General features: G+C 57.6%; 17 protein-coding genes and 2 pseudogenes. 10 read left to right on the top strand and 9 right to left on the bottom strand.

Annotated features, from left to right (window positions below):
* The first annotated feature begins 7 nt into the window (after positions 1 to 7).
* The 5 genes and pseudogenes from GM668_RS02720 to GM668_RS02700 all read left to right on the top strand — a co-directional run bounded on the left by GM668_RS02720 (position 8) and on the right by GM668_RS02700 (position 7,392).
* Complete coding sequence (locus GM668_RS02720) at positions 8 to 2,782, top strand: type VI secretion system Vgr family protein (RefSeq protein ID WP_229498858.1); 2,775 nt, start codon at positions 8 to 10, stop codon at positions 2,780 to 2,782.
* 71 nt (positions 2,783 to 2,853) lie between these two features.
* Positions 2,854 to 4,112 (top strand): annotated as a pseudogene (locus tag GM668_RS02715) (IS3 family transposase).
* Positions 4,113 to 4,169: 57 nt separating this feature from the next.
* Positions 4,170 to 6,086, top strand: coding sequence for a phospholipase D-like domain-containing protein (locus GM668_RS02710; protein WP_229498856.1), 1,917 nt, complete (start codon positions 4,170 to 4,172; stop codon positions 6,084 to 6,086).
* Positions 6,083 to 7,090 (top strand): tetratricopeptide repeat protein, encoded by a 1,008-nt coding sequence (locus GM668_RS02705; protein ID WP_229498854.1) that lies wholly within the window; start codon positions 6,083 to 6,085, stop codon positions 7,088 to 7,090. Before GM668_RS02710 ends, GM668_RS02705 begins: the two co-directional genes overlap by 4 nt.
* Positions 7,091 to 7,116: 26 nt before the next feature.
* Entirely contained in the window at positions 7,117 to 7,392 is a 276-nt protein-coding gene (locus tag GM668_RS02700; RefSeq protein ID WP_170305454.1) for a PAAR domain-containing protein, read from the top strand.
* 10 nt (positions 7,393 to 7,402) lie between these two features.
* Here GM668_RS02700 and GM668_RS02695 read toward each other — a convergent pair.
* The 7 genes and pseudogenes from GM668_RS02695 to GM668_RS02665 form a co-directional block, all read right to left on the bottom strand.
* A pseudogene (locus tag GM668_RS02695) lies at positions 7,403 to 7,633 on the bottom strand (AAA family ATPase); the annotation flags it as partial.
* Positions 7,634 to 7,863: 230 nt separating this feature from the next.
* Complete coding sequence (locus tag GM668_RS02690; RefSeq protein ID WP_155437358.1) at positions 7,864 to 9,210, bottom strand: serine hydrolase domain-containing protein; 1,347 nt, start codon at positions 9,208 to 9,210, stop codon at positions 7,864 to 7,866.
* Between the two features lie 24 nt (positions 9,211 to 9,234).
* Positions 9,235 to 9,810, bottom strand: a complete 576-nt coding sequence (locus tag GM668_RS02685; protein WP_155437357.1) for a hypothetical protein — start codon at positions 9,808 to 9,810, stop codon at positions 9,235 to 9,237.
* Positions 9,811 to 9,812: 2 nt separating this feature from the next.
* The gene (locus GM668_RS02680) at positions 9,813 to 10,355 is read right to left on the bottom strand and encodes an RNA polymerase sigma factor (protein ID WP_155437356.1); all 543 of its coding nucleotides are present in this window, start codon (positions 10,353 to 10,355) and stop codon (positions 9,813 to 9,815) included.
* A 127-nt stretch (positions 10,356 to 10,482) separates the two neighbouring features.
* Complete coding sequence (locus GM668_RS02675) at positions 10,483 to 11,652, bottom strand: vWA domain-containing protein (RefSeq protein ID WP_155437355.1); 1,170 nt, start codon at positions 11,650 to 11,652, stop codon at positions 10,483 to 10,485.
* A 2-nt stretch (positions 11,653 to 11,654) separates the two neighbouring features.
* Positions 11,655 to 12,251, bottom strand: coding sequence for a GNAT family N-acetyltransferase (locus GM668_RS02670; RefSeq protein ID WP_155437354.1), 597 nt, complete (start codon positions 12,249 to 12,251; stop codon positions 11,655 to 11,657).
* A complete protein-coding gene (locus GM668_RS02665; protein ID WP_155437353.1) occupies positions 12,251 to 13,117 on the bottom strand; it encodes an AAA family ATPase in 867 nt (288 codons plus the stop codon). Before GM668_RS02665 ends, GM668_RS02670 begins: the two co-directional genes overlap by 1 nt.
* Positions 13,118 to 13,322: 205 nt before the next feature.
* Here GM668_RS02665 and GM668_RS02660 point away from each other — a divergent pair, with 205 nt between their 5' ends.
* The 4 genes from GM668_RS02660 (at position 13,323) to GM668_RS02645 (ending at position 16,744) form a co-directional block, all read left to right on the top strand.
* Entirely contained in the window at positions 13,323 to 13,658 is a 336-nt protein-coding gene (locus tag GM668_RS02660) for a c-type cytochrome (protein WP_155437763.1), read from the top strand.
* Between the two features lie 11 nt (positions 13,659 to 13,669).
* Entirely contained in the window at positions 13,670 to 14,011 is a 342-nt protein-coding gene (locus GM668_RS02655) for a c-type cytochrome (protein ID WP_155437352.1), read from the top strand.
* Positions 14,012 to 14,135: 124 nt separating this feature from the next.
* Positions 14,136 to 14,603 carry a (2Fe-2S)-binding protein gene (locus GM668_RS02650; protein WP_155437351.1) on the top strand — a complete coding sequence of 156 codons (468 nt, stop codon included), beginning with the start codon at positions 14,136 to 14,138 and terminating at the stop codon, positions 14,601 to 14,603.
* Positions 14,600 to 16,744, top strand: a complete 2,145-nt coding sequence (locus tag GM668_RS02645) for a xanthine dehydrogenase family protein molybdopterin-binding subunit (RefSeq protein ID WP_155437350.1) — start codon at positions 14,600 to 14,602, stop codon at positions 16,742 to 16,744. The genes GM668_RS02650 and GM668_RS02645 overlap by 4 nt, the downstream gene beginning before the upstream one ends.
* Before the next feature lie 119 nt (positions 16,745 to 16,863).
* On the opposite strand, the gene GM668_RS02640 is transcribed toward GM668_RS02645, so the two are convergent.
* Positions 16,864 to 17,289 carry a DUF1841 family protein gene (locus tag GM668_RS02640; protein WP_155437349.1) on the bottom strand — a complete coding sequence of 142 codons (426 nt, stop codon included), beginning with the start codon at positions 17,287 to 17,289 and terminating at the stop codon, positions 16,864 to 16,866.
* 124 nt (positions 17,290 to 17,413) lie between these two features.
* Positions 17,414 to 18,115: an RNA pyrophosphohydrolase gene (locus GM668_RS02635; protein ID WP_155437348.1), complete on the bottom strand. Its 702-nt coding sequence runs from the start codon at positions 18,113 to 18,115 to the stop codon at positions 17,414 to 17,416.
* 203 nt (positions 18,116 to 18,318) lie between these two features.
* Between GM668_RS02635 and GM668_RS02630 the strand changes: the two genes are divergently transcribed.
* The gene (locus GM668_RS02630) at positions 18,319 to 20,040 is read left to right on the top strand and encodes a proline--tRNA ligase (RefSeq protein ID WP_155437347.1); all 1,722 of its coding nucleotides are present in this window, start codon (positions 18,319 to 18,321) and stop codon (positions 20,038 to 20,040) included.
* The last annotated feature ends 17 nt before the right edge of the window (positions 20,041 to 20,057 follow it).

Here is a 20,057-nt window from a genome sequence, read left to right as displayed (position 1 = left end):
GGCGGGTATGGATGGCGCAAGAACGTGGATACAGTCGGTGCTGGACAGCGAAAGCCAGCATGGCCGTTTGCTGACCATGGCTTTCCCGCGCGGCGATGGGCCGGAATACGCGGTACTGTTGGTGAATACGCTGCATGCGCGCGAAGAGTTGTCGCGTTCTTTCCGCTATGAGGTGGAATTGCTGTCGGACGATGCGCACATTGCGCTGACCGACATGATGGCGAAGCTGGTCACCATCTCTCTGGTGCGCAATGATGGTTCGCAGCGGTACTTCAATGGTTACGTGACGGAGTTTAGCCTGCTGGGCGCCGATGGCGGGCAGGCGACTTACCGCATGGTGCTGGAACCGTGGATGGCGTTGACGCGGCTGCGCCAGGATTGCGTCAGCTTCCATGGCCGCACCGTGGCGCAGATCACGGAACTGACGTTGCGCCACTGCGTGCAGCACGACTGGAAAACGCGTTTGACGCGCGACGACCCGCCCATCACGTGCGCCATTCAATACAACGAAACGGATTACAACCATTTGCACCGGCGCTGGGAAGCGCTGGGCTGGCATTACTGGTACGAGCACCGCGCCGATGGCCATACATTGTGGCTGGCTGATGACACCATGGGCGCCGCCGCCATCGATGCGCGGGAAGGCACGTTCGCTGCGGACGGCATGCCATTTCGCAGCGAGGCTGGTTCGCAGGAAGACGACAGCATCCACCAGTGGCAAGCCATGCGCCGCCTGGGCGCCAGCGTATTGACGTTGTCCACGTTTGACTACAAGTCCCCGTCCCCGCGCCATATTTCCGCGCGCACCCGTTATCCGCAGGGTGACCGCTTCGACCATGAAGTGCATGAATATGCAGGCGCCAACGCGTATCACGGCAGCCGCGAAGGCGAACCCTTGGCGCAGCGCCGCAGTGATGGACGCGAAGCGCTGTACCAGTACTTTGAAGCGTCCGGCAATGACCGCAGTGCGCAGCCGGGGCGGTATTTCAGGCTGGAAGAGCATTTCAGCGCGGAGGCTCCCCTGGCGGAAATCGGCGATCCGTCGCGCGAAGGCCGCTGTTATTTGATTCTGTCCGTCGAGCATACGGCCACCAACAATTATCAGGACGGGCGGCACGCGGAGTCGAAATACACGAACCGCTTTACCTGCATCCGCCAGCAGCGGCGCTGGTATCCGGAGCGGGGGTATCACAGCACGCCGTGTCCTGATCCGGGTGTGCAGACGGCCATCGTTGCCGGGCCTGCGGGAGAGGAGATTCATACGGATGCATTAGGGCGCATCAAGGTGCAGTTTCATTGGGACCGGTTAGGAAAAGGGACGGGTGGGAATTCGCCGTGGGTGCGAGTGGCGATGCCGGTGGCTGGGGCGGGGTTCGGGCAGATCGGGTTGCCACGGGTTGGGCAGGAAGTGGTGGTGCAGTTTGTGAATGGGAATGTGGATCATCCGATTGTCACGGGGGTGGTTTATAACGGGGCGAATGCGGTGCCGTGGGCGTTGCCGGAACAGCGGGCGTTGTCGGGGTGGCGGAGCCGGGAGTTGGGTGGTCAGCGCGGGAATCAACTGGTGATGGATGACACACGGGATCAATTGCAGGCGCAATTGCGCAGTGATCATTTGCATAGCCAGTTGGGGCTGGGGCATATCGTGCGGGTGGAGAGTGTTTCCGGTCGCGGTGAAGCACGCGGGGATGGGTTTGAGTTGCGGACGGATGGGCACGGGGTGGTGCGGGCGGGGAGGGGGATGCTGGTGACCACGGAGGAGCGGGCGGGTGCTCGCTCACATATCACCAGCATGGAAGAAACCGCGATGCGCTTGGACCGGGCGCAGGCCAGTCATGCCAGTTTGGCGGAACTCGCCCAGCCCCATGATGGTGATGCGGCACGCCGGCAGGCCGACGTCATTAAGGCGCTGGAAACCCAGCAGCATGCGGTCACTGGCAAAGACGCCAAGGCTCTTGCGTCGCATCTCGTGTTTGCCAGTCCGGCAGGCATTGCCAGTTCCACTGCAGGCAGTACGCATATCGCCAGCGACCAGCATACGGCGCTCAGTTGCGGCAAGAGTTTGTCGCTGTCCAGTGGGGAGAGCTTGTTCGCTACGGTGAAACGGTCATTGCGGCTATTCGTGCAGCAAGCCGGGATGAAGCTGGTGGCGGCTGCGGGGGACATCGATATTCAGGCGCTCTCGGACAATATCCGGTTGCTGTCCAAGCTGGAGATATCCCAGACGGCTAACCGGATTCTGATAACAGCGAAGGAAGAGGTGGTTATTGATGGCGGTGGAAGCTATTTGAGATTCAGTGCTGACGGCATCGAGCAGGGAACCAATGGTAATTACGTGGCGCATGCGGCGAAGCACAGCTTTGTGGGGCCGAAGAATCGTGATGTGGATTTGGTGATGCCACCGCTGTCCAAACTAAAAGGCAAAGGCGTGCCGCATCTGGGATCGCACCCGGCCGCCAGTGGCAGGGCTTGTAAGGGCTGGCCATGCAAATTGTTCAAGGACGGTGCGCTGTTAGAGGAAACGAAGCTTGACGAGGAGGGGACGCTGCAGTTCAAGCATGACTTGGACGAAGAGTCGATATACCACCTCGAATTGCCTGGCGGTCAGCGCTATGAAATTACCCCTGACGACATGCAAGAGCCGCACACGATGAATACCGCGATCGGGTATCACGGGTATTGCAATCCAGGTGGGTCGATTGTTGAGGACAGTCCGAGCGAAGAACAAGAGCGATTGGACGCGAACCCATTGACGCGAGGAGCCGAGGATCATGGACGATAAATGAGATAGCCCCCTGAATCGCCAGACACCGTCTATGCATTATCCTTACGACTAGGAATAGGACTAGGCATATGACTAAGAGCAGGCAAACAATAGAAGTGGTAACGGTCAGCGACGAGAAACGTCGTCGCTGGTCCGCGGCTGAAAAGGCAACGCTGGTGCGCGAAACGTACGAGCCTGGAATGAGCGTTTCACTGGTGGCGCGTAAGCACGGCGTCAGCGCGAGCCAACTGTTCAACTGGCGAAAACTGGAACGTGAAGGCGCGCTGGTGGCCGTCCACGCTGGAGAGTCAGTTGTGCCTGCCAGTGAACTTGCGGCCGCTCGTGCCCAAATCGCCCAGCTGCAACGCATGCTCGGCAAGAAGACCATGGAAGCTGAAATCTTGAAAGAAGCCGTGGACTTCGCCCGCGAAAAAAAGTGGATTGCGCGCGCGCCCTTGTTGCCGAAGGACGACCAGTGAAACCGGTCTGCCGGGCCTTGGGCGTGGCGCGCTCGCACATAATTGACTTGATGACGCGCTCTGCGGATTGGGTTGATGGTCGTACTGTTCGCCAGATCGACGTGCTTACCGACCTTGCCCTGGTGGAGGCTGTGCGCGCGGAGATTGGCCAATTGCCGACGTACGGCTATCGACGCGCGGGGGCGCTGGTCAATCGTCGGCGTATGGCAGCAGGTCTCGCGCTGTTCAACCACAAACGCTTCTACCGGGTCATGAAGGCTTACCGGTTGTTGCTCCCCAAAGCCCCTAAGCGGGTCGTGAGCGCGCGCGTGCACAACGGTGTGGTGGCCGTTCAGGAATCGAATCGACGGTGGTGTTCTGACGGCTTCGAGATCGGTTGCGACAATGGTGATGTGGTCACTGGCGTGTTCCTGAAAGACTGCTGCGACCGCGAAATCATCTCGTGGCGTGCTTAGTCTAATCGGGGACTGCCTGGCGAACCTGTTCGCGACATGCTGGTCGAGGGTGTTGAAGCGCGCTTTGGCGAGGCCAGAGTCCGCAGCGGCATTGAGTTGGAATTCTTGAGCGACAATGGCGGCGCCTTTCGCGCCAAGGATACGCACTGGTTGGCCAAGGATCTGGGCATTAAGCCAGTTCACACGCCGGTGTGCAGCCCGCAGTCCAATGGCATGGCCGAGAGCTTCGTGAACACGTTTAAACGCGACTATGTCAGCCAGATGGACCGTAGCAGCGCCGAAATCGTGCTGCTGCAAATGCCGGCCGCGTTTAAGCATTTCAACGAGATTCATCCGCATTCGTCCTTGGGCTACAAGTCGCCAAGCATGTTTCGGGAAGAGCTAATGCGCCGGGCTCAAATCGGCGCAAACTAAGAGATAGGCTGTGTCCGGAGGTGGCGGGGCAAGATCAATAAATATGAATATCTGCCAATGAATAAGCATGCCGCGTTGTATGAGCAGCGGTCATTCTACGTGCGAAATGGCAGGCCCTACCAGTCGCTATCGTTGCCTTGGTGGGTCAAATCGACCGAACGTACCTATCCAGTAAGGCATGGCAACCGATTGGAGCCACTTATTTGTGGTGAAGCGGTATTCAGGCAGGTAGAAATCGATCTTAGAAATGCCCAAAGCTCGGTTGATCTTATTTCGTGGGGCTTTGATCCTGGAATGGTTTTAACTCGAAGTGAGGTGGGCGACGGTGTGAGGTTTGGTGACTTATTGATAGAACTGGCTACGCGAAAGAATAATCCCGTTTTTATTAGGCTTTTGATTTGGCATGATGACGCTGCGTCAGAATTTCTAATGAAAAACATGCCTGGGTATTATGGTCAGAGCTTGAGTGACATGATGTCGATGTCAAATGGCTACTACAACAAGGAACATCAAAAATACAATTGCGAATGGTTTGCGAAAGTTATTTCAAGAGAATTTCCCAAAATTCACTTGGCTACGAGGCTGATTGCAAGTTTAACCGCAATCAGATCGATAAAAGATGAAAAGGTCCCGGAAAATTTAAGTGCAAATGTCGCAAAAAAATATGCGGCACACCATCAGAAGTCAATAATCATTGACTATGAACGAAAGAGTAGAGCCATCGGGTACGTAATGGGGCATAACTGCGTGACCGACTTCTGGGATACCGCTAATCATATTTTTCAAGATCCGAGAAGAGAGCGGTTTTATAAGGAGCCGGAACAAAACTCTATTTGCAACGAGGAAAGTCTAAGAGCAAAAATAATGGAGCAATTCTTTCCTGAGGATGAGATGAGGCGGCGGCAAAAAGAATTGAATGATTTTATTTTGAGAAACACCGTTGTTGCCAAGCCATATCAAGATATTTCTTGCAGAATTTCAGGCTCGCTATTGCATGACTTAAATCATAATTTTTGTCAAGCATGGAAGGATTCTCATAGGGCGGGAGATTTGTGGGAGAGAGCAGTGCACGTAGCATTCACACCATTGCGGCCGATAACTGATGCTGTTGATGAGAAATTGCATCAAAGTGGAAAAAATTATCTGGAAGAATCGCGGAAAAATATTCGCCCTGAGGATTTGTCTCATCCCAGTTACCCGCATAGCGCCCAATTGCTTCGAACGCAACCTCAGTATGAAGAAAAGACAATAAAAGAATGTTATGCCAATCTTACACGACTGATGCATAACTATATGTTTATTCAAAATCAGTATATCCAATATGAGCCTTGGGCTGAGTTGTTGATGGCGAGTATAGAGAGAAAGCGGAAAGCCGGGTATCTCGAGCCGATTTATATTTTTGTTATCACATCAACTCCAGAGCGGCCTGGCATGGATTTGCCGACGTATGACGTAGCCAAAGTGATTGGATATAGTGAAGCAATGAAAGTGGAGCATGAGGAAACAGTGAAGGAAGTCAAAAAAAAGAAATTGGATATGCCTCTTGATCCAGTTGCTCTATCAAAAAATGGGATCAACGTGCTGATGGGATCGATGTGGACATGCAGTAGAGATAAGAAATGGCTAGAGCCTGAAGATTATGAAGAAATTTACATCCACGCGAAGGTAGCCATAGTGGATGATGTAGCATTTACAATCGGCTCGGCCAATTTGAATGTGCGCAGCATGGCAATGGATAGCGAGCTGAACTTGATTAGCCAAGCTGCGGACGTGGCATATGACTTGAGAAGAAAACTTTTTGATCAATGCCTGAAAGTTACTAGTAACGCTCCTTACGTTGGTATGAGAGAAACGTATGGGGAATGGATGTCCGAAATGAAGAGAAATTTTTCTAGGATGAGGGCGGGAGGAAAGTTGGTTGGTGGTTTAGTTTCCTTCTATGTGGATAGAAAGCCTGCGGATCCTGTTGTATGAGATTGATCTTAAAAGTAACTTGGCCGCTTATGTTGGCAACTGGGATTGTCTTCCTTGCTTGCTCTTTTTCTCAATGGAAAGGCGACAAGAAAATGAATGAGATGCCGAAGGGACTGGTTGTATTCTCTGTCAATGATAAGCCTCCACTGTGTGCCAAGTGGAAGGATAATATGCCGAAAGTTAGAAACGAGGATGCTTATAGAAAATACATTGCGGCTAGAAAATTGTTCCGAAGCAAGGTAGAGTACCAGTTTTCCCGAGAGGAACTCGAGTGGATTTTTGATAATGTGAAGATTGCAGCGGATAGGGGAGATTGGGGTGCGAAAGCTTTGTTGGCAAAATTCTTGAGAGAAGGGCTTGGCCCACTGTCCAGCAATAGGGTCTTAGAACAGCATGCTGAACGTGCAGTTAAAATCTCCCTAGAAGCGATGGAGGCAGGTCAGCCATGGGGCTTTTATGATTTGGGAGTGGCATACGAACATGGTTATGGTGGAATCGAATATAGTCCATCAATTGCGTGGGCATATTATTTGAAGGCTGCAAAACTAGGTAGTCCTGATGCGCAAATGGCACTAAGTCAAGCATACATGGATGCTGGTAAGCGAGAGTTTGCGCTGACTATGATGGAGTGTGCATATCGGCAAGGACATGGTGCTGCCGCGTATGAATTGGCTCTCTTAAATGATGTAACAGGAAAGCCAAGCGAGGCACTTGCGCTATACCATGCTGGCGTAAAGTTTGGAAGTCAACCAAGCGCATCATTTCTTAGTATAGCTTTTCGAAGTCAAAGGCATGAGGAAGAGATACTGAAACCGTTGGGTTTTGCCATTGATGTAGAACGTGCACGCCGCTACGACATCATCGCTGATGCCCTCGCAATCAACCCCGACCTACGATTTAGCCGGCTCGATGAAGTGTTGCCTTTGCCGCCCAAGCCACTACCAGAATGGCGCGGTATTGAAGCCGCAATGACCCCGGAGCCGGAGGGGCCTCCGACTTATTGACAGCAATTCTGATCAAGGAGATCGTTGTGTCCCTGCAAATCATTGTGGTCGGCGACGTCACCGACCACGGAGGTAAAGTCATTACCGGCTCGCCCAAGCATGACATCGACGGCAAAGCCATCGCCCGCCTCGGCGATAAAGTGGAATGCCCGCAGTGGTACCCGGGTGGCAAACCGCATGGCGTTAACAAAATCGTTAGTGCTCACAATGCCGTGACGGTGGACGGCATTCCAGTTGCCATCCATGGCAGCACTACCGAGTGCGGCTGCAAGCTGATCGGCCGCAGCAGAGCAGATGTGTAAAGCCCCCCGCTCAGCGCTCCATCAAAATTCGCAGCATCCGCTTCGGATCTGCCAGAAAATCCCGCGTAACCCGGAAGTGTTCCGTCTCTTCATACGCAATCTGCGAAATACCCTGCGCAGTGAACTGGTAAATACACGCATCAGGATAGGCCAGCAGGATCGGCGAGTGCGTTGCGATGACGAATTGCGAGTCGTTTTCAATCAAGTCGTGCATGCGCGACAAAACTGCCAATTGCCTTTGCGTTAAGGGCAAATGGATGTCGGTCGAATGAATCGACCTTATCCCTGCGTAACGTAATGCGGCTGATGTACTGGGACGAGATCATTGGAAGCCTGTTGTGGAGAATGCAATAACCGTAACACAGACTGGAAAATAGCATGCGGTATCACGATCCCGTACGTTTTAGTATCCGATAGTAGCCGTTATTAATTCCGGCTTTTGGGACATAGCTTCCGCCTCGCCCAAGCCAGTCACTCGATCCGCTTACCCGGCATCTCTTGCCCATGCTGGCGCAGCACCACACTTTCCACACTGCCTGCCGCATTGCGCTTGAAAACAAGCTGTGCCTCAACTGCGGCAACAACAAATTCATCACGCGCCGTTGCCTCCGCATCAAATGGCGGCTGCCCCTTTGCCTGCACTTGCAAGCCCTGGCGCAGCGGCTGTATCGACAGCACGAAGCCCGGCGCCAGCTGATATTTGCCGGTGTAACTGGCTAGTACATCCGGCGCCAGCGCCACCGTCGCAACGGCCCTCGCGCCAGACACCAGCGCCGCATGCGCAATATCATCGATGGGGAAGGATGTATTGGCCAGCACCACGACGCCCCGCTTGCCATCGGCTGTCACGCCGGCATACGACGCGTAGCCGCCCGTCATGCCGTTGTGCCAGATTATGCGCGTGCCCCGCAACTCGCTCAAATGCCAGGCCAGCGCGATATCGGTACCCGGCATGGCAGGGCGCTGGCGCTGAACAGCCAGTGCGTACGGGGAGCCAACTGCAGCGGGCATCAACATCTTCAGGTAGCGCAGCATGTCCGAAGCCGTCGAACGTATCGCGCCGGCGCCCGCCATCGTATCGAAATCCCAGTTGCCGGCAGGCTTGCCCGCACTGTCGTGGCCGGGCGCCAGCCGGGCGCGCATGGCTGGCGTCAGGGCTACGCCCGTTGATGGCATCCCGAGCGGCCCGGTAATGTGGTCGCGTACCAGCGATTCATACGATTTTCCCGCATGGGCTGACAGCGCCACACCCAGCAAACCAAAGCCCAGATTCGAATATTCATACGAGGCGCCTGGCTTGCGCGCCAACCGGTGGCCGCGCAGGAAGGCTTGCAGGTCGGCGGGACCATAGGCCGCATAGGGATTCGCCATATCGGGCGGCGTAAAGCCGGTCGGTAAGCGGGGCAGGCCGGATGTTTGCGTAGCCAGGTCGCGCAACGTGATGGCCTGGCCTTGCCACGCGGGGATCGTGTAATCCGGCAGCAGGAGCTGCACCGGGTCATCCAGCTTCAATACACCGCTGGCGGCTTGCTGCGCCAGCAGCAACGCCGTAAAAGTTTTCGTAATGGAGCCGATTTCGTACACCGTGTCGCCATCGGGGAGGCGGCCGGCAACTGAGCCGAAACCATACACGGCAGGCTCGCTGCCCTGTTCCACGATGCCGATGACAATACTGGCGACTGAGCCATTGCCGGTGCGTTGCGTGGCGAGTCGCCGGGCGTTGTCATCCAGTGCGGGCGCGGCGACGGCGGTAACAACGGATGCGGCGAGGGCGCAGGCGAGCGCCGTCCGTCCCGCCACAAGGGGGAAACGTTTCATACAACCTCCAGGTGAAGTGAAAAGTTACGAGTCGATTTGATCGAGCTGGTCGATCTGGCGCTGCAGCTTGTGGGCGCCATACAGGTTCAGCAAAATCACGCCCAGGATCACGCAGGCAATGAAGCCTTCAGCCGCCCAGCCCCGGGCAAACGGCAGTGAGGGATCTGGATTGGCATTGACGCCCATGCGGAACACCACCATGCCTGGCACCAGCGGCCCCACATACCACAGCCACACGGAGCGCAGCGCATCGCGCTGGCGCACCAGTTCTGCGCGGTGGAAGTCGCGGCTGGGCAGGGCGGATTCCTCGCCCGGCATCGGGCGGCTGGACGCGCGCCGGTGCAACTGCCACACGACGACCAGCGTGCCGAAAATCGATAGCAGGCTGCCCGCGCGCATCAGCGGATCTGGAAATTCCCACAGATAGAAGACAAAGCCCGCGCACACCAGCAACGCTGCCGCATATTCGGTGAAGTTGCGGAACGCGATGCGGCGTTGAAAGCGGCGTGCGCGTTTGGCCAGGTCCGCTTCCTGCAATGGCGTCACGCTGCCGGCGGCCGGCGCAGAGCGCCACAGATTCTTGATATCGTCTTCGTTCATGATTAATCTTTCGTTCCCAGCTGGCGGGCCAGCAGCGCCTTGATGCGGTGGATCTTGGTGGCGACATTGCGCGCGGAAATGCCTGTCACGTCGCCGATGGAAGCGGCATCCAGGTCTTCCAGATACAGCAGCATGACTTCGCGGTCCAGTGGCGCCAACTGATGGATCAGGGCCAGCAGCCGTTCCAGATCCATGCGCCGCTCAACGTCTGCAATGCCGTCGCGTTCATCCGCGACCTGTTCTGCTTCGTCGAGGTCCAGGCTGATACGGTCAGCCATACGGAACGTGCGCTGGATATGCGTGGCGCCGACGTTGTGCGCAACCCGGTACACCCACGTGCGCAGTGAACACTGTTCCTTGTAATTGGCAAAGCTTTGCCACAGCGCGACGTGGATTTCCTGCACCAGCTCCTGCCGCTTGGCGGCATCGCGCTCATAGCCCATGGCGAAGCGGGCGATGTCCGGGCCAAAGCCGGCAATGGCTTGCCTGTAGCGGTTGTTCTGGCTGGCGCTGGCGTCGTTCAACGGCGGGGGGCGTGCGGTCATGGCGTGGCGGGATGAGCTGTACTTGAACAGGTAGTCATCGCCTTTGGGGATTTCTTACAAAAAAATTTGGCAATACCCCATGCCTCGTCAATCCCGCATGCGCGGGAATGACGAGGCATCTGCTAACTTATTTGCTCAGCGTCCGCATCGCCCGCTCCAGCCCCTCGATGGTGATGGGGAACATGCGGTTATTCATCAATTGCCGGATGATGTTGACGGATTGGCGGTACTGCCACAAACCTTCCGGTTCGGGATTGAGCCAGATGAACTTCGGGAACGCATTGGTAAACCGCGCGATCCACTCGGCGCCCGCTTCTTCGTTGTTGTACTCGACGGAGCCGCCCGGCTGCAGGATTTCATAGGGACTCATGGTGGCGTCGCCGACGAAAATCAGCTTGGTGTCCGGCGTGTACTTGCGCAGCACGTCCCACGTGGAAAAGCGCTCCGCATTGCGGCGGCGGTTGTTCTTCCACAGGTAATCGTAGACGCAGTTATGGAAATAGAAGAACTCCATGTTCTTGAATTCCGTCTTCGAGGCCGAGAACAATTCTTCCGTGCGCTCGATGTGGTCATCCATCGTGCCGCCCACGTCCAGCAGCATCAGCACCTTGATGTTGTTCTTGCGCTCGGGCTGCATCTTGATGTCGAGGAAGCCTGCATTGTTCGCGGTGGCGCGGATGGTCTGGTCCAGCGCCAGTTCTTCTTCGTGGCCTTCGCGGGCAAACTTGCGCAGGCGGCGCAGCGCCACCTTGATGTTGCGCGTGCCCAGTTCACGGTCGCCGTCGTAATCCTTGTACGCGCGCTGTTCCCACACTTTGACGGCAGTGCGGTTGCCGCCCTTGCCGCCTATGCGCACGCCTTCCGGATTGGTGCCGCCATTGCCAAACGGCGACGTGCCGCCCGTGCCAATCCACTTGCTGCCGCCTTCGTGGCGTTCCTTTTGCTCCTTCAGCAATTCGTTGAGGCGGTCCATCAGCTTGTCGTAGCCGAATTTTTCCAGCGCCGCGATTTGTTCCGGCGTCAGTTCCCGCTTCATGCGCTGCAGCAGCCAGTCCAGCGGAATGCCCGCATTGGTATCGAAGGCGCCATTGACGCCTTTGAAGTATTGGGCAAACGCGCGGTCGAACTTGTCGAAGTGCGCTTCATCCTTGACCAAGGTGAGGCGGGCCAGGTAATAGAAATCGTCCAGCGACGTATCGATGACGTTCTTTTCCATCGCTTCCAGCAAGGTGAGGAATTCCTTGATGGAGACGGGGATTTTCGCTTCCTTGAGCGTGAAGAAAAAATCAATCAGCATGATTAGCCTCGCTGCAACCGGTAGCGCAATTGCGCTTTCACTTCAGGCCATTCGCCCTGCATGATGCTGTACATGACGGTGTCGCGCACGGTGCCGTCGCGGCGCTGCGCGTGGTGGCGCAGCACGCCGTCTTTCCTGGCGCCGAGGCGCTCGATGGCGGCCTGCGACGTGAAATTGAAGTTATCCGTCCGGAAGCCCACGACGGCGCAGCCCAGCGTTTCAAATGCATACGACAGCAAGAGCAGCTTGCACGTCGTGTTGACAGACGTGCGCTGGCGGCTGCGCGCATACCACGTGTAGCCGATTTCCACGCGGTTGATCGCGGGCACAATGTCGTGGTAGCTGGTGGTGCCGATCACGGTATTGCTGAGCGTATCGATGACGGCAAACGCGAAGCGGCCCGGACGCATGTCCAGCGCCGTCTGGATGTAGGCGTCGGTGTCCTGCGGTTCCGGCACGGACGTGATGCGCAGCTTCCACAATTCGCCATCGGCCGCGGCAGCGCGCAAGCCGTCGGCGTGCTGCGGCCCCAATGGCTCCAGCCGCACGCCGTTCAGCTCCAGCCTGCAGTTCTCTAACTGCGTTCCTAACTCAGTCATCAGCGGCTGTTCCGGTTCATGAATACCAGGCGCTCGAACAGGTGCACGTCCTGTTCGTTTTTCAGCAGCGCGCCATGCAGCGGCGGCACGATGGCTTTTTGATCTTTGCTGCGCAGCGCTTCAGCCGGGATATCTTCGGCCAGCAGCAATTTCAGCCAGTCGAGGAATTCCGACGTCGATGGCTTTTTCTTCAGGCCCGGCACGTCGCGTACTTCATAGAAGGTTTGCAGCGCCTGCGCCAGCAATTCCTGCTTCAAATTCGGGTAGTGGACTTTGACGATGGCTTCCATCGTGTCTTTGTCCGGGAATTTAATATAGTGGAAGAAGCAGCGGCGCAGGAACGCGTCCGGCAATTCCTTTTCATTGTTGGACGTGATGATGACTAGCGGGCGGTGCTTGGCCTGCACCATTTCACGCGTCTCGTATACATAGAATTCCATGCGGTCCAGCTCACGCAGCAAGTCGTTCGGGAATTCAATGTCGGCCTTGTCGATTTCATCGATCAGCAGCACCACCGGTTCCGGCGCCGTGAACGCTTGCCACAGCACGCCCTTGACGATGTAGTTATGGATGTCGCGCACGCGCTCATCGCCCAGCTGGGAATCGCGCAGGCGCGACACGGCGTCATATTCATACAGCCCTTGCTGGGCCTTGGTGGTGGATTTGATGTGCCACTGCATCAGCGGCATGTCCAGCGCGGCGGCCACTTCTTCTGCCAGCATGGTTTTACCGGTACCCGGTTCGCCTTTGATCAGCAACGGACGCTGTAAAGTCAGCGCGGCATTAACGGCCAGCTTCAGGTCATTGGTGGCAACGTAATTGTCGGAACCCTGGAAACGGGGCGACTGGCCTTGGTTCGCATGCATATTCAACTGCTCTCGTAAGGGAAAATAATCCCTCGAGTATATGCCAGAACGCTATACCACACTGCGTCCTGATGATGTGGACTGGTGGCATTTTATTAGGTTAGAATCGATGATTATTAGCGTAAAAGTCAACTTTTATGCTGTGGCAGTATTAATTGTTGTGCCTGCAGTGCTTTTATTTACTGACGTTAACCTAGTCCTCACTATGAAAAAAATCTACGCAGTTCTCGTGCTCGCGGGCCTCGCCAACGTAGCCGCAGCGGCCGACGTGGTAGGAGACCCTAAGGCTGCTCCAGCCAAGATCGAAATGTGTGTCGGTTGCCATGCCATTCCAGGCTACAAAGCTACGTTCCCTGAAGTGTTCCAGGTTCCGATGATTGGCGGCCAATCGGCGAAGTACATCGAGAATGCGTTGAAGGCATACCAGAAAGGTGAACGCAAGCACCCATCGATGAAGGGCATCGCGGTCAGCCTGTCCGACCAGGACATCGCCGACATCGCTGCGTACTATTCGCAGCAATCCAAAACCGCGCAGAAATGAGGCCACTTCACATGAAAAAAATCATCATCGCCCTGGCCTGCGCCGTTCTGCCATTCGCAGCGTCCGCTGGCGGCAATATCGACAACGGCAAAGCCCTGGCTGAAAAAGCCAATTGCGCTGCTTGCCACGGCAAGGATTACAACTCCCCGATCGACCCAAGCTATCCGAAGCTGGCCGGCCAGCACCAGGATTACCTGGCGCACGCGCTGACTGCTTACAAGCGTGGCGACAAGGCCAATGGCCGCGCCAACGCCATCATGGGCGCGCAGGCGCAAAACCTGTCCGGCCAGGACATCAAGGATATCGCAGCCTACCTGCATAGCCTGCCAGGCACGCTGGTATTGAAGCGCTGATTGCCGCTTCCCTGCCTGTTGCAAGAAGCCCGCTCCCATGCGGGCTTTTTGCTATTTAAGCATGCCTTAATTCAATTGTTCTTCACCCCGGTGATAAGCTGGCCCCTCCTTTATGGGGGAGACCATGACATACCAGTTAAATATTAACGGCGCGGCCCACAAGGCTGACGTCGAGGGAGAGACGCCGCTGTTGTGGGTGTTGCGCGATACGCTGGGCCTGACCGGCACGAAATATGGCTGCGGTGCGGGCGCCTGCGGCGCATGCACTGTCCACATTGACGGCAACGTCGTACGCAGTTGCGTGATGCCCGTCAGCGCCGTGGGGAAAGGCAAAGTGCGCACCATCGAAGCGTTGTCGCCGGACCGCAAGCACGCGCTGCAGCAGGCGTGGATCGCGGAACAGGTGCCGCAATGTGGCTACTGCCAGTCCGGCATGCTGATGGCTGCCGCCGCCCTGTTGAAGTCCACGCCGAAACCCACCGATGCGCAAATCGATGCGGCCATGACGAATTTGTGCCGCTGCGGCACGTATCCCCGTGTGCGCCGCGCCATCAAGCGCGCGGCCGGCATGAAAGCAGAGGATGCAGCATGAGCGGCCGCCGCGACTTCCTGAAAACCCTGGCAGCCGGGGGCTTGCTGGTGGCCGTGGGGCCGGGCGCTGCCGCTGATGCGTCCCAAGTACAGGCGCCCGGCTGGGTGCGGATTGCGCCGGATGGCGCCGTCACGATCCTGTCGAATACCAGTGAAATCGGGCAGGGTACCGGTACCGCCATTGCCCAGATGCTGGCCGATGAGCTGGACCTGGACTGGAAAACCATCCGGGTCGAGATGGCGCCGGTGGAAAAACAATTCATCAACGCGGGCTGGGGCGAGTACGCCACGTATGGCAGCGGCGGCGTGGCGCGCCAGTACAAAGAGTTGCGCAAGGCGGGCGCGCAGGCGCGCGCCATGCTGGTTGCCGCCGCGGCGGCGGAATGGAATGTGCCTGCCGCTGAATGCGATACGCAAGCGGGCGCGGTCCTCCACGCTGCCAGCAGCCGCAAGCTCCCTTACGCCAAACTGGTGCAGCAAGCCGCCATGCAGCCGGTGCCCGCCGATCCGCCGCTGATGCCGAAAGAACGGTGGCGCCATATGGGCAAGGACGTGGCACGGCTCGACTTGCCCGCGAAAACGGATGGCAGCGCCATCTTCGGCATCGACGTCAAGGTGCCCGGCATGCTATATGCGGCCATCGTGCAGTGCCCGCATTTCGGCGGAAAACTTCAATCCGTTGATCCGAAACCGGCGCTGGCCCGGCGCGGCGTCAAACAAGTCGTGCAATTGCCCGACGCGGTGGCCGTCGTGGCGGACAGTTACTGGCGCGCGCAACAGGCGGTCAATGCATTAAAGCCGGAATGGGATTTGTCTTCCGCCAGCAAGCAAACCAGTGCTGCGTACATCGCCATGCTGCGCGAAGCCGTGCAAAAGGATGGCGACCTGATAATCCCCCGCGCCAAGAAAGCCGAGCAAGTGCAGGGCGACTATGATGCGGCAGCCGCCAAAGGCAGCCTGGCGCTGGACCGCACGTATGCGGCGCCGCTGCTGGCGCATGCGACGATGGAGCCGATGAATGGCACGGCCCGCGTCAAGGATGGAAAGGCGGAACTGTGGCTGCCCACGCAGGCGCAACAGACGGCGCAGGCATCTGTTGCGAAAGCGCTGGGCATTGCACCGGAAGCCGTGACCATCCATACCACGCTGAGCGGCGGCGGTTTTGGGCGCCGCATCGAAGCCGATTTTGCCGTACAGGCCGCACTGATTGCGAAAGAAGCGGGTGTGCCCGTCAAGCTGCTGTGGAGCCGCGAAGAAGACATGCGCCACGGCTACCACCGTCCCGCTGTTGTGCAGCGCCTGCGCGCCCATACGGACAGCACGGGCGCTATGACGGCCATCCGCGTCGACTGGGCGTGCGATTCGATTTTCAATTATTCCCGATTTGGTGCGGACAAGGCTGCCGCCAAACCGTTTGACCGCAGCCCGATCGGCATGCCGCTGACGCAGTACTACACGATCCCCGCGTGGCTGGGGCGGGTAACCACCATCGAAGCGGGAGTGCCGCTGGGTTACTGGCGTTCGGTGGCATCGTCGCAGAATGTCTTTGCGTCGGAATCATTCATCGACGAACTGGCGTTGCTGGCCAAAGCCGATCCGTTTGATTACCGCCGCAAGATGGTGAAGCCGGGCGGCCGCGAGCTGCGCTTGCTTGATACGCTGGAAGCCAAGTCCGGCTGGCGCACGCCCGCTCCGGCAGGCCGCAAGCGGGGCATGGCGTTTACGCATGCGAATGGCAGCTATATCGGCCAGGTGGTGGAGCTGTCTGTTGATGGCGGCTCGCGCGTCAAATTGCATAAAGTCACGACAGTCATTGACTGCGGCACGGCAGTCAATCCCCGTAATGTGCGGGGCCAGGTTGAAGGCGGCAATATCTTTGCGCTGACAGCCGCGTTTTATGGCGAAATCACCGTGAAGGAAGGCGCCGTGGAACAGTCGAACTTCACGGATTACCGTTTGTTGCCGCTGGCGGAAACGCCTGCGATCGATGTCACGGTGATCGACAGCACGGAGGCGCCTGGTGGTGTGGGCGAGGAAGCCGTTGGCCCGCTGGCGCCGGCCGTGGCTAACGCGTTGTTTGCCGCCACGGGCAAGCGGGTGGTGGAATTACCGTTGTCCAAGGCGGGGTTCCAGCTTGGTTAAGTAGCAGCAGCCTCGTCATCCCCGCGCAGGCGGGGATCCATGCTGAGCGGATTTGTTCAGCGGCCTATGGATTGCCGCGGGGACGCCGGGCCCTGCGCGGGAATGACGAATTGGCGCTATCACAAGCGGCGCTTGACCGCCTCCACATAAGCGTCGCCATCCAGCGGCAACCCGCTGCGCTGCGCATTCCAGATCATCTCGCCCAGGCACTCCATGATCTGGTGCTGTGCTTCGTGCGCGGAATCGAGTTTCAATGTCAGCGCTGTCGCGGCGGCGCGGATGCCGGGCGGCTGGTCGATGGAAATCTGTTCATCGATCGACAAGTGCATCGACAAATGCAGGAAGGGATTGGTCTGGCCGGAATCGACCGCATAGTCGCGCGCCAAAGCAGACTCCACGTTGGCCAGCACGTCATGGTATTCAGGGTGGTGGCGGATCCAGTCGGACGCCATGGTTTCCAGCGGCGTCAGGATTTCCTGGGCGCGCTGCTTGCGGAATACGTCGCAAAAGAAGCGGCGCACATCGCTTTGGGATGGGTTGAACATAAGCTGGGACAATACAGACAATCCGCCATTGTACCTGTTCCGGCCAAGGGCCTGCCTGCACACTATGCGGCAGTGTGAATGAAAAAACGGACGCCGCAGCGTCCGTTTCAATCTTGCATCAGCATCATTCCTTCCCTGGAACAATGATCTGGGGCGCGACCGCCAGTGCTTCTCCCGTGGCAGAAACCAGTTCCGGCGCAGCCCCAGGATTGGCGGCAGGGGGGAGGGCCTGAGTGCCTGCATTGGCCGCATTGCCTTTGTTGGCATTGTTGGCATTGTTGCCATTTTGCCCACGTGCATGCGGTTGGCGCAGGTAGCGCGACGTGTGGTGACGGTGCCGTTCGCCATGCGGCGGCCACGTCAGGAAGCGGGACAATTCCTGCAAGGCCCGCTGGTACACTTCGCGCTTGAACTCAATCACCACATCGAGCGGTACCCAGTATTCATGCCAGCGCCAGGCGTCGAATTCCGGGTGGTCGGTCAAGCGCAGGTTCACGTCATTGTCGCGCGCACACATGCGCAACAAGAACCAGATCTGTTTCTGGCCACGGTAATGGCCACGGATTTCCCGCTTGATAAAGTGATCTGGCACCTCGTAGCGCAGCCAGTCGCGGGTCCGTCCGATGATCTTGACGTGTTCTGCCCGTAATCCTATTTCTTCTTCCAGCTCCCGATACATTGCCTGTTCAGGCGTTTCACCGTATTTAATTCCGCCCTGCGGGAATTGCCACGAATGCTCGCGCACCCGTTTGCCCCACCACACCTCGTTATGGGCGTTAAGCAGGATGATGCCGACGTTGGGCCGAAACCCTTCACGGTCGAGCATAGTGCACCTCAAACTTTCTGCTGCCGCGCGCCCTTCTTATATTTTTGCCCACAAACCTGCGCGCCGACACCGCCGCCGTGGTACGACAGCGGCCGGCAAGCCATCCAATGAACGCATTTGTATAAAGTTTGGACGCATCAGCCAGCTAATCCTTTAAAATTAGGTTGATTATAACTCTCTCTTTTTGAAAAAGAATTCAACGTATGCGCGCCTCACGATTTTTTATTTCAACTCTCAAAGAAGCTCCGTCCGATGCTGAAATCGTCAGCCACAAGCTGATGATGCGCGCGGGCATGATCAAGCGCCTCGGTTCGGGTATCTATACGTACATGCCGATGGGCTTGAAAGTGATCCGCAAGGTCGAAGCCATCATCCGCGAAGAGATGAACAAATCCGGCGCCATTGAGCTGCTGATGCCGCTCGTGCAACCCGCCGAGCTGTGGCAGGAAACGGGCCGCTGGGACAAGATGGGCCCGGAATTGATGCGCGTGAAAGACCGCCATGGCCGCGAATTTGCCATTCAGCCAACGTCGGAAGAAGTCATCACGGATGTTGTTCGTTCGGAAATTAAATCCTACAAGCAGCTTCCGTTGAATTTTTACCACATTCAGACGAAATTCCGCGACGAACGCCGCCCACGTTTCGGCCTGATGCGTGGCCGCGAATTCACGATGAAGGATGCGTATTCGTTCGACCGCGACCTGGAAGGCATGCAAAAGTCTTACCAGATCATGTTTGACGCGTACGTCAAGATCTTCACCCGCTTCGGCCTGAAGTTCCGCGCCGTGGCGGCGGACAATGGCGCCATCGGCGGCACCGGTTCGCATGAATTCCACGTGATCGCATCGACTGGCGAAGATGCACTGGTGTATTGCCCAACGTCGGACTATGCGGCCAATATCGAAGCGGCTGAAGCGCTGGCGACCGGCACGCGTGCCGCACCTGCCGCCGCGCTGGAAAAAACGTCGACTCCGAAAGCGCAGAAGTGCGAAGACGTGGCCAAGCTGTTGAAGATCGACTTGTCGCGCACCGTGAAAACCATTGCGCTGACCGTGGAACAGGAAGGCAAGAAGCAGTACTTCATGCTGCTGCTGCGCGGCGACCATGAACTGAACGAAATCAAGGTCGGCAAAGTGCCTGGCCTGGCGCAGCACCGCTTCTCGACCGAAGAAGAAATCCAGGAAGTCTACGGCTGCGTGCCTGGCTACCTGGGCCCGATCGGCACGAAGGCGCCTGTCACCGTGGTAGCGGATCGCACCGTGGCGCTGATGTCGGACTTCGTGACCGGCGCGAATGAAGCGGATTACCACTACACGGGCGCCAACTGGGGCCGCGACGTCGCCGAACCCGCTATCGTGGCCGACTTGCGCAACGTGGTGGAAGGCGATGCATCGCCGGACGGCAAAGGCGTGCTGGCCATCGAGCGCGGCATCGAAGTGGGCCACGTCTTCCAGCTGGGCACCGCGTATTCGCAATCGATGAACGCGACGTTCCTGGACGAGCAGGGCAAATCCGCGCCGCTGCAAATGGGTTGCTACGGTATCGGCGTGACCCGTATCCTGGGCGCCGCGATCGAGCAGAACTTCGACGATAAAGGCATCATCTGGCCGACCGCACTGGCGCCGTTCGAACTGGTGCTGTGCCCAATGGGTTACGACCGCAGCGACATGGTCAAGGAAGAGACCGACAAGTTGTATGCGGCAGCGGAAGCGGCCGGCATCGACGTGATCGTGGACGACCGTGGCCTGCGTCCGGGCGCGATGTTCGCGGACTGGGAATTGATCGGCGTGCCGCACCGCGTCGTGATCGGCGAGCGTGGCCTGAAAGAAGGCAACCTGGAATACCAGGGCCGCCGCGATGCCGAGGCGACTGCCGTGCCGGTGGCGGACATTATCAACTTCATCAAGGCTAAAGTGCAGCAGTGAACAGGCGACACCATCAG

The organism is Pseudoduganella ginsengisoli (genome assembly GCF_009720865.1).
In the GTDB taxonomy this organism is placed as follows: Bacteria; Pseudomonadota; Gammaproteobacteria; order Burkholderiales; family Burkholderiaceae_D; genus Rugamonas; species Rugamonas ginsengisoli.
This window is presented reverse-complemented; position numbering and strand designations above follow the sequence as displayed.

Bases quoted from the DNA above. Each gene is read 5' to 3' on its own strand.
- GM668_RS02720 (WP_229498858.1), top strand. From the start codon at position 8: ATGGATGGCGCAAGAACGTGGATACAGTCGGTGCTGGACAGCGAAAGC.
- GM668_RS02710 (WP_229498856.1), top strand. From the start codon at position 4,170: ATGAATAAGCATGCCGCGTTGTATGAGCAGCGGTCATTCTACGTGCGA.
- GM668_RS02705 (WP_229498854.1), top strand. From the start codon at position 6,083: ATGAGATTGATCTTAAAAGTAACTTGGCCGCTTATGTTGGCAACTGGG.
- GM668_RS02690 (WP_155437358.1), bottom strand. From the start codon at position 9,210: ATGAAACGTTTCCCCCTTGTGGCGGGACGGACGGCGCTCGCCTGCGCC.
- GM668_RS02685 (WP_155437357.1), bottom strand. From the start codon at position 9,810: ATGAACGAAGACGATATCAAGAATCTGTGGCGCTCTGCGCCGGCCGCC.
- GM668_RS02680 (WP_155437356.1), bottom strand. From the start codon at position 10,355: ATGACCGCACGCCCCCCGCCGTTGAACGACGCCAGCGCCAGCCAGAAC.
- GM668_RS02675 (WP_155437355.1), bottom strand. From the start codon at position 11,652: ATGCTGATTGATTTTTTCTTCACGCTCAAGGAAGCGAAAATCCCCGTC.
- GM668_RS02670 (WP_155437354.1), bottom strand. From the start codon at position 12,251: ATGACTGAGTTAGGAACGCAGTTAGAGAACTGCAGGCTGGAGCTGAAC.
- GM668_RS02665 (WP_155437353.1), bottom strand. From the start codon at position 13,117: ATGCATGCGAACCAAGGCCAGTCGCCCCGTTTCCAGGGTTCCGACAAT.
- GM668_RS02660 (WP_155437763.1), top strand. From the start codon at position 13,323: ATGAAAAAAATCTACGCAGTTCTCGTGCTCGCGGGCCTCGCCAACGTA.
- GM668_RS02655 (WP_155437352.1), top strand. From the start codon at position 13,670: ATGAAAAAAATCATCATCGCCCTGGCCTGCGCCGTTCTGCCATTCGCA.
- GM668_RS02650 (WP_155437351.1), top strand. From the start codon at position 14,136: ATGACATACCAGTTAAATATTAACGGCGCGGCCCACAAGGCTGACGTC.
- GM668_RS02645 (WP_155437350.1), top strand. From the start codon at position 14,600: ATGAGCGGCCGCCGCGACTTCCTGAAAACCCTGGCAGCCGGGGGCTTG.
- GM668_RS02640 (WP_155437349.1), bottom strand. From the start codon at position 17,289: ATGTTCAACCCATCCCAAAGCGATGTGCGCCGCTTCTTTTGCGACGTA.
- GM668_RS02635 (WP_155437348.1), bottom strand. From the start codon at position 18,115: ATGCTCGACCGTGAAGGGTTTCGGCCCAACGTCGGCATCATCCTGCTT.
- GM668_RS02630 (WP_155437347.1), top strand. From the start codon at position 18,319: ATGCGCGCCTCACGATTTTTTATTTCAACTCTCAAAGAAGCTCCGTCC.